Annotated in this window: 7 protein-coding genes; 4 read left to right on the plus strand and 3 right to left on the minus strand. The window is 62.4% G+C overall.

Annotation, left to right across the window (positions count from 1 at the left end):
- The first annotated feature begins 238 nt into the window (after positions 1-238).
- Genes B7Z76_RS15135 through B7Z76_RS15150 form a run of 4 tightly spaced genes read left to right on the plus strand, consistent with a single transcriptional unit; the run spans position 239 to position 3,568 of the window.
- Positions 239-751, plus strand: coding sequence for a hypothetical protein (locus tag B7Z76_RS15135; RefSeq protein ID WP_291345002.1), 513 nt, complete (start codon positions 239-241; stop codon positions 749-751).
- Complete coding sequence (merA, locus tag B7Z76_RS15140; RefSeq protein ID WP_291345004.1) at positions 748-2,388, plus strand: mercury(II) reductase; 1,641 nt, start codon at positions 748-750, stop codon at positions 2,386-2,388. The genes B7Z76_RS15135 and merA overlap by 4 nt, the downstream gene beginning before the upstream one ends.
- Positions 2,389-2,393: 5 nt before the next feature.
- Positions 2,394-3,047: a peroxiredoxin gene (locus B7Z76_RS15145; RefSeq protein ID WP_291345011.1), complete on the plus strand. Its 654-nt coding sequence runs from the start codon at positions 2,394-2,396 to the stop codon at positions 3,045-3,047.
- The gene (locus B7Z76_RS15150; RefSeq protein WP_291345006.1) at positions 3,044-3,568 is read left to right on the plus strand and encodes a hypothetical protein; all 525 of its coding nucleotides are present in this window, start codon (positions 3,044-3,046) and stop codon (positions 3,566-3,568) included. The genes B7Z76_RS15145 and B7Z76_RS15150 overlap by 4 nt, the downstream gene beginning before the upstream one ends.
- 289 nt (positions 3,569-3,857) lie before the next feature.
- Here B7Z76_RS15150 and B7Z76_RS15155 read toward each other — a convergent pair whose 3' ends face one another.
- The 3 genes from B7Z76_RS15155 to B7Z76_RS15165 form a co-directional block, all read right to left on the minus strand.
- Positions 3,858-4,412 (minus strand): hypothetical protein, encoded by a 555-nt coding sequence (locus tag B7Z76_RS15155; RefSeq protein WP_291345008.1) that lies wholly within the window; start codon positions 4,410-4,412, stop codon positions 3,858-3,860.
- 203 nt (positions 4,413-4,615) lie between these two features.
- Entirely contained in the window at positions 4,616-6,811 is a 2,196-nt protein-coding gene (locus B7Z76_RS15160; protein WP_291345009.1) for an ATP-dependent RecD-like DNA helicase, read from the minus strand.
- Between the two features lie 333 nt (positions 6,812-7,144).
- Positions 7,145-7,462, minus strand: a 318-nt coding sequence (locus B7Z76_RS15165; protein WP_291345010.1) for a hypothetical protein, incomplete at its 5' end; no start/stop codon positions are given.

The raw sequence follows: 7,462 nt of genomic DNA on the forward strand, positions 1-7,462 counted from the left end.
ATAGGCGTATCGCTCCTCAGGGAGGTTCTGGCAGGCTTGGACACCCGCCACGATACGCCGCCTTCTCAAACCTCATCACCTATTTTCAGCCATAGCCCCACCTTGCTCACGACATACCCCTTGATTCTGGAGTTACTCCAGGACCCATCTAGACCATCGTGAGATGAATTTGGAGGGGTCATGCGTTTCCGACCAGGCGATGTTTCCCACAACCCACCCCGCCATGGGTGGACCGGCGATGATCCTGCCGGTGGCCAAAGACATCGGGAGGCAGCCTTGGTATCGGAATGCCGCGAATGTTCGCCCCATGCCTCACACCTGGGCTGCAGAAGGAGTTTCGGCCATGCCCGCATGTTGTAATCGTCCAGATGCCGGCCGCCGAATCAACTGGCGGCGCCTATTGACCAATCGCGTGACGATCATCGGCGGCATTATTCTTGCCCTGGCTGCCGGTCTTGCCGCCGGAAGCTGGGGTTGGCTGGTGGCGGCCGGCGTCGCGCCCATAATCCTGACGATCCTGCCCTGCGCCGTCACTTGCGGCCTTGGACTCTGCGTGCTGGGTCTGGGCAGCCGAACGAAGTCAGATGTTGCGCCAGCCGGTGACACCGCCACCCAAAACGGCGGGGCCATAACCCGCCGGGATGATCCAATGCCGTTACCTGCCGCTCCGCCGGTCGTCAGATACCGAGATCGGCAGTCACTTGAGACACACAGCATCACTCGCACCAGAACCATCGGAGATCTGGCATGACGTCTCTCACCGTACGCGTGACGGGCATGACCTGCGAGCACTGCGCCCGCACGGTCGAGAAGACCCTCAGCGGCCTTCCGGGCATCCGGGCGACTGTCGCCTACGATCGCGGGACCGCGCAGATCGACGGCGCCGATGGTCTCGATCTCGCGGCGCTGAAAGCCGCGCTTGCACCACACGGCTATGGGCTGGAGAGGCTGAGCGCTGACACCGCGCGCGGCACCACTGTCCCGCAAGGGGTTGGACTGCACATCGCCATCATCGGCAGCGGCGGCGCTGCCTTCGCGGCCGCGATCCGCGCGGCTGAGGCAGGCGCGCGGGTGACCATGATCGAGCGGGGCGAGGTCATCGGCGGCACCTGCGTCAATGTCGGTTGCGTACCCTCGAAGATCACCCTGCGGGCGGCCGAGATCCGGCATGAGCGCGGGCACCATCCGTTCGACGGTATCGCCCGCAGCCAAGAACTGGTGGACCGGCGGGCCTTGCTCGCCCAATTGCGCGGGCTGGTGGACGCGCTGCGCGGCGCGAAGTACCAAAAGATCATCGATGACAATCCGGGGATAGCGCTGCTGCGTGGCGAAGCGCGTTTCGACGACGCCCATACGCTCACCATTACCGACCACGCTGGAACATCGACACGGCTAGCGCCGGATCGCATCCTCATCGCGACCGGCGCCGCGCCGATGATCCCACCGATCCCAGGCTTAGCGGAGACGCCCTACTGGACCTCGACGGAAGCCCTGTTCACCGAGGAGCTTCCCGCGCGGCTGGCGGTGATCGGCTCGTCCTTCGTGGCTCTCGAACTAGCTCAGGCATATCGCCGTCTCGGCGTCGACGTGACCGTGCTCGCCCGCAGCACCCTGCTCACGCGCGACGATTCCGAACTCGGCGCGGCGCTACAGGAGGCGTTTGAAGCCGAGGGCATCCGCGTTCTCAACGAAACCCAGGTTCAGCACGTCGCCTATGAGGCTGGTCGTTTCACCGTAGAGTTCGGCACCGGGCGCATAGAGGTCGAGCGGCTGCTGGTGGCGACAGGACGCCGGCCCACTACCGGAGGACTTGGCCTTGAGCAGGTCGGTGTCACCACCGATCGCAACGGCGCCATCGTGGTCAACGATCATCTGCGGACATCGGCCGCGAATATCTACGCGGCTGGCGATTGCAGCACGATGCCGCAGCTCGTCTATGTCGCGGCGGCTGCCGGCACACGCGCAGCGATCAATATGACGGGTGGAGACGCCAGCCTCGACCTCTCGGTGGTCCCCGCCGTGATCTTCACCGACCCGTCGGTCGCGACAGTCGGTCTCGACGAGGGACAGGCGAGAGCAGCAGGCATTGAGACCATCACACGGCGCCTCGATCTGGAAAACGTGCCCAGAGCACTCGCGAACTTCGACACGCGGGGGTTCGTGAAACTAGTTGCCGAAGCCGGCAGCAATCGGCTGATCGGCGCACAGATTCTCGCCCACAATGCCGGGGAAATGATTCAGACCGCAGCACTCGCCATCCGGCATCGCATGACGGTGCAGGAGCTTGGCGATACGCTGTTCCCGTATCTGGTGATGAGCGAGGGGATCAAGCTCGCGGCACAGACCTTCACCAAGGACGTGAAACAACTCTCCTGCTGCGCAGGGTGAGCACGATGCAGGCCGAAGGCAAGGCGGCACGCGGATGGGTTCATGACCACGAAAGGGCAATACGCATGACAAAAACCAACAACCTCCTTCACCGCCGGTTCCTGCCGCTCGGGAAACCACTATTGGGTGCACTGGCGCTCACCGGCCTGGTCTCCGCAGCCGCCGTCGCCGGCCCCACAGGCAAGATGGGGCCGACCAACGTGCCGGCACCGCAGAACATGACCGCGCCCAATGCGCCATTCACCGTTGACGGAAAGAGCGTCGAGCTGAAAACCTATCTGGGTCATCCGCTGGTGGTCTGGCAGGTCACCACCTGGTGCCCGAGCTGCAAGGCCGGGCTGAAGATCTTCGCGCAGCATCAGGCAGAGATCGATAAGTCGGACATCACGATCCTGGTGCTCCGCGACTACAAGAATGGCGGCTATTCCGGCCCCAGCATGCATAACTTCATCGAGCAGGCGGCACCGACGCTTCTGCACGATTCGCATTTCGTGATCGGAGACGACACGAAGGCGTTGTTCGACCTCTACAACCCGCACAAATTCGTCGATGTCTACCAGGTGATCGCGCCGGACGGGCACGTTGCTGTGGTTTCCTCGACCCCCTCCGCCACCTTCGGCAAGATCGAAAGGTTCATCAAGCCAAAGACCGGATCATGATCGCCGCCTTCTATCAGCGCGCGGAGATGGTGCCGCGCGCCTTGCAGTTCGCACTTGGTTCCCGTCGAGCCGTGGTCGGGACGATTGTCCTGTTTATCGTGGCGCTCGCGTTTTATGCGATGCTGCTGCCCGCCACCAGCACGGGCGGTGCCGTGGGGTTTATCTCGCTTCGCTTCCTGACGCTTGGCCAATTTGTGCTCGCCACGATCATGGCCGTTCTTCTCGCGCTGACGGTGGCACTCGGCGTCTACGGCATCCGCCAGGGAGCACGGGTGGGTCCGGCCGGCACCGTTATGGGCGCTGTGCTGGCAACCTTACCCGCGCTGCTCTGCTGCACGCCGATCCTGCCGCTGGCCATCGCAACCATCGCCTCCGTGCTACCGGCGGCCGGGCAGCTTGGGCTACCGATCCAGGGGTTCATCGCTACCCATGAGGGTGCGATCTACGGCGTCGCGATCGCCCTGATGATATGGGGTCTCTATGGCAGTGCACGGCGGGCGCTGTCCTGCGCCTGCGGATAGCGGATCAAGCCTCCGACATATCCGACGTTCACTGTGTTGTTGACCCAGGCGGCTTAGCTTGCAGTTTTGAACAAATCGTCCAGTGACCCCTTTGATCAGGTTGGCTCAAGACTTCTTTCCGAAAGTCTTGATTTTTGGAAAATCTACGCTCTGTCCGTCATTTGAGCAGATATTTGAGCAATGCGGCGATTGACAGGACAATCAGCAGCAGGGTGGCGATACCGAACACTGCCATTCCCCCCATCATCCAGCCGTTCATCATGCCGTGCATCATCGCCTTTTTCTCCGATCAACCGGCCTTGCTCATCATCCCGCGCATCATCGCCGGCATACCTTCTTTCACGAATCGATCGAGTTCGCGGGCATGGGCATAAATCACCTTTACCATTTCTGGATCGTCCGAGGTTTCGGTGACCTGAATTCCAGTTGGTAGGAGCTCATAGGATCTTTTATATTTCGTACTCTTGGCGAACATGGTCGGCACACTGTTACTCATCGGGTAGGGAAATGGACGATTGTCTGCGAGACGGGCGTACATCTCGATCACGTGTGCCTGAATCGCCTTGGCAGTCTCTGGATTACTCGAAACCGTAGTGTCGATGATGCCGTTGGACAGGTAATCAGTCGCGCGGGTGATTTCTGTATGTCGCTCGAACAACTCCATGCCGAGCCGCATGGGACCCATCATATTGCTGTGGGACATCATTCCCTGCATGTCCATGTTGGACATATTTGATCCCATCATTCCACCCATCATATCGCCAGATGAGCGAGCATCACTCGGCGTTTGTCCAACGGCTTGCTTCGAACTGAGCCCAAAAAGAGCAAGAAAGCCAGAAAACATGCTGCCGAACAGAAAAGTTATATTACGCCGTTTCATAGATTTTCATATTTCTCGATGGAAGATGTTCCAGAATTCTGCATTATGGAATTTCCCGGCAAATCGTCGGCAACTCACAGTCTGATTCGGCCGTGTATTTTTGCGCCTTATGAATAGCCCCCGCAGCAGCGACGATCAAACAAGCTGATATCGTCATTTCTGCCCCCTCATCCTGACAGCCACTCCCTGAGCTTCGACCACCGACGCCGGCCCGAGACATTCCTCACGGCAATGGCGACCGCCCGCCGGCTGCCGACCAGGACAACAAGACGCCGGCCGCGCGTGATGCCGGTATAGAGCAGGTTCCGCTGCAGCATCACGTAGTGCTGGGTCAGCACCGGAATGACGACGGCAGGGTATTCCGAGCCCTGCGACTTGTGGATCGTCGCCGCATAGGCCGGCACCAGCGCGTCCAGCTCGCCGAGACCGTAGATGACTTCCCGGCCGTCAAAGCCGACGCCAACCTCCCCGGCCTCCGCATCGACCCGGGCAATGAAGCCGATATCGCCGTTGTAGACCTCCCGGTCGTAGTCGTTCTCGATCTGCATGACCTTGTCGCCGGGAGCATAGGTCCAGCCGAACCTCTCGACCCGCGGCTCCGCCGCGCCGTTCAGCGCCGCCTGCAAGGTGATGTTGAGTGACCGCGCGCCGACCCCGCCCCGGGCCATCGGACAGAGCACCTGGATGTCGCGGATCGGATCCAGTCCGAACCGGCGCGGAATCCGCGTCTTCACCAGCTCGACAATCCGCTCCACAGCCGTCTCCGCCTCGTCGGCCGCCACGAAATGGAAATCGCTCTCGGGATCAGCGCGGCCGAGATCGGGGATCTCCCCGCGATTGACGCTATGCGCCACGGTGATGATCCGGCTCGCCGCTGCCTGGCGGAAGATCTCTGTCAGCCGCACCACCGGTATCGCGCCAGACCCGATCAGGTCAGCGAGCACCTGCCCCGGTCCCACCGAGGGAAGCTGGTCGACATCTCCCACCACCAGCAGCGCTGCCTCGTCGGGCATCGCCCTGGTCAGCGCATGCATCAACGGCACGTCCACCATCGAGGTCTCGTCGATCACCAGCAGGTCGCATTCCAGCGGATGGTCGACGCCGCGGCGGAAACTACCGCTCGCAGGATCTACCTCGAGCAAGCGGTGGATCGTCTTCGCCTCGAACCCCGTCGTCTCGGCAAGACGCTTGGCTGCCCGGCCGGTCGGCGCGGCGAGCAGAATGCGGACGGATTTCGCAGCGAGGATCCGCAGGATCGCCCGGACGATCGTGGTCTTGCCGACACCCGGTCCGCCGGTGATCACCAGCAGCTTTGTGGCCAGAGCCAGCCGCACCGCCTCACTCTGACTCGTCGCCAGATTCATGCCGAGATGGCTTTCCACCCAGCCGATCGCCTTGTCGGCATCGATCGATGGCCAGGGCGTTGCACCGGAGGCAATGGTCCGCAGCCGCTCGGCTATACCCTGCTCCGCCCGATACAAGCCGGCCAGGAACACACAGTCAGTGCCCGCCACCTGATCGGCGATCACCGTGCCCTCTGCCAGTTCGAGGTCGAGTGCCGTCCCGATCAGCGGCGCCGGCACCTCGAGCAGCGTTTCGGCGAGCGAGACCAGTTCGCCAGCCGGCAGGCCACAATGGCCATCATCCATTGCCGTCGCCAGAGCATGTCCGATGCCGGCACGCACACGGATCATCGCATCCCTGGCGATGCCAAGCTTCTCCGCGATCGCATCCGCTGTCCGGAAGCCAATCCCTCTGATATCTCGCGCCAGTCGATAAGGGTTCTCGCTCATCACCTGCACGGCGTCAGCGCCGTAGGTCTTGAAGATCCGCACGGCGCGGGCCGTGCTCACCCCATGGCTGTGCAGGAACACCATGATCTCCCGCACCACCTTCTGCTCGGCCCAGGCATTGACGATCCGCCTGGCCCGTACCGCGCCGATACCAGTTACCTCGCGCAGGCGCTCGGGCTTTGCCTCGATCACGTCGAACACCGTCTCGCCGAAGGCTCGGATCAGTTTCTTCGCATACACCGGCCCAATGCCGCGGATCATGCCAGAGGCCAGATAGCGCTCGATCCCCTCGGCCGTGGTCGGCGCCGATGTCCGCAGGAACCGCGCCCGGAATTGCTGGCCATGAACCCGGTCGTTTACCCATTCACCGCTCGCGGTCAGCCACTCACCAGCGCTGATCGTCGCGGCATGCCCGATGACTGTAACGAGATCACGGTGCCCCCGGGCTTTCACCCGCAACACGCAAAAGCCGTTCTCGACATTGTGGAACGTCACCCGCTCAACCAGGCCAGCGAGGACCTCGCGATCCGGTGCTTGGGCAGGGGTAGTGGAAATAGAATGTTTCCCCATCACCCCATGCGACGCTGTCTTCGGGCGCCGGTCAAGTCAGTCGCAGGCGCGCATGCTTATGCGGCGCAGCTCCAAGGAGGAGGGTAAAAAAATGGCGGCCATTGAGGCCGCCAAGTTTAGGGAGGAAACGTCCAAAAAAGCGAGGCAGTGCCTCGCGCAAGACCGATATAGCGCGGCAGGACGCAATCGTCTTATATATTTTGTGCAGCGCAGCATTGCTGCCCGTCATGACCCGGAGCAACGGGGTGGAATTCCTGCCACCGGTTATGGAATTGGCCGTACCAGAAAGCAGCAGGGACGACAGCAGTTCCTCAAGGAACTGGATCCAAAACCCTACCGCCCGCGGCCACGCTTCCGGTTTTCCTGCTCAACAGGCCGGTCCTCGGCTTGCCGCTGCGCCTGGCGACGGCGATGCCCCTCCAGCGCGCTCTGTAGCCGCGCCCGGGCACTCCGATGCGCGGCCTCGATCAATGGCCGCGCCCGCTCCCACCCAGCCGCCACGGCTGCCCTCACGGCAGGGGCTGCCCGCTCGATGCGAGCCAGCGCCTGGCCCTTCTCCTCACCGGCTCGCGCAATGCTTTCGGTCAAGCCTCCTTGCACACTGGCCCGGGCCTGGGTGCGCGCAAAACGCTGGGACAGGTCAGCGGGCAA

The sequence above is a fragment of the Acidiphilium sp. 20-67-58 genome (assembly GCF_002255515.1).
GTDB lineage: Bacteria > Pseudomonadota > Alphaproteobacteria > Acetobacterales > Acetobacteraceae > Acidiphilium.

Excerpts from the sequence above, each read along its gene's own strand:
- B7Z76_RS15155 (WP_291345008.1), bottom strand. The coding sequence starts at position 4,412 with ATGTTTTCTGGCTTTCTTGCTCTTTTTGGGCTCAGTTCGAAGCAAGCC.
- merA (WP_291345004.1), top strand. The coding sequence starts at position 748 with ATGACGTCTCTCACCGTACGCGTGACGGGCATGACCTGCGAGCACTGC.
- B7Z76_RS15160 (WP_291345009.1), bottom strand. The coding sequence starts at position 6,811 with ATGGGGAAACATTCTATTTCCACTACCCCTGCCCAAGCACCGGATCGC.
- B7Z76_RS15135 (WP_291345002.1), top strand. The coding sequence starts at position 239 with ATGATCCTGCCGGTGGCCAAAGACATCGGGAGGCAGCCTTGGTATCGG.
- B7Z76_RS15150 (WP_291345006.1), top strand. The coding sequence starts at position 3,044 with ATGATCGCCGCCTTCTATCAGCGCGCGGAGATGGTGCCGCGCGCCTTG.
- B7Z76_RS15145 (WP_291345011.1), top strand. The coding sequence starts at position 2,394 with ATGCAGGCCGAAGGCAAGGCGGCACGCGGATGGGTTCATGACCACGAA.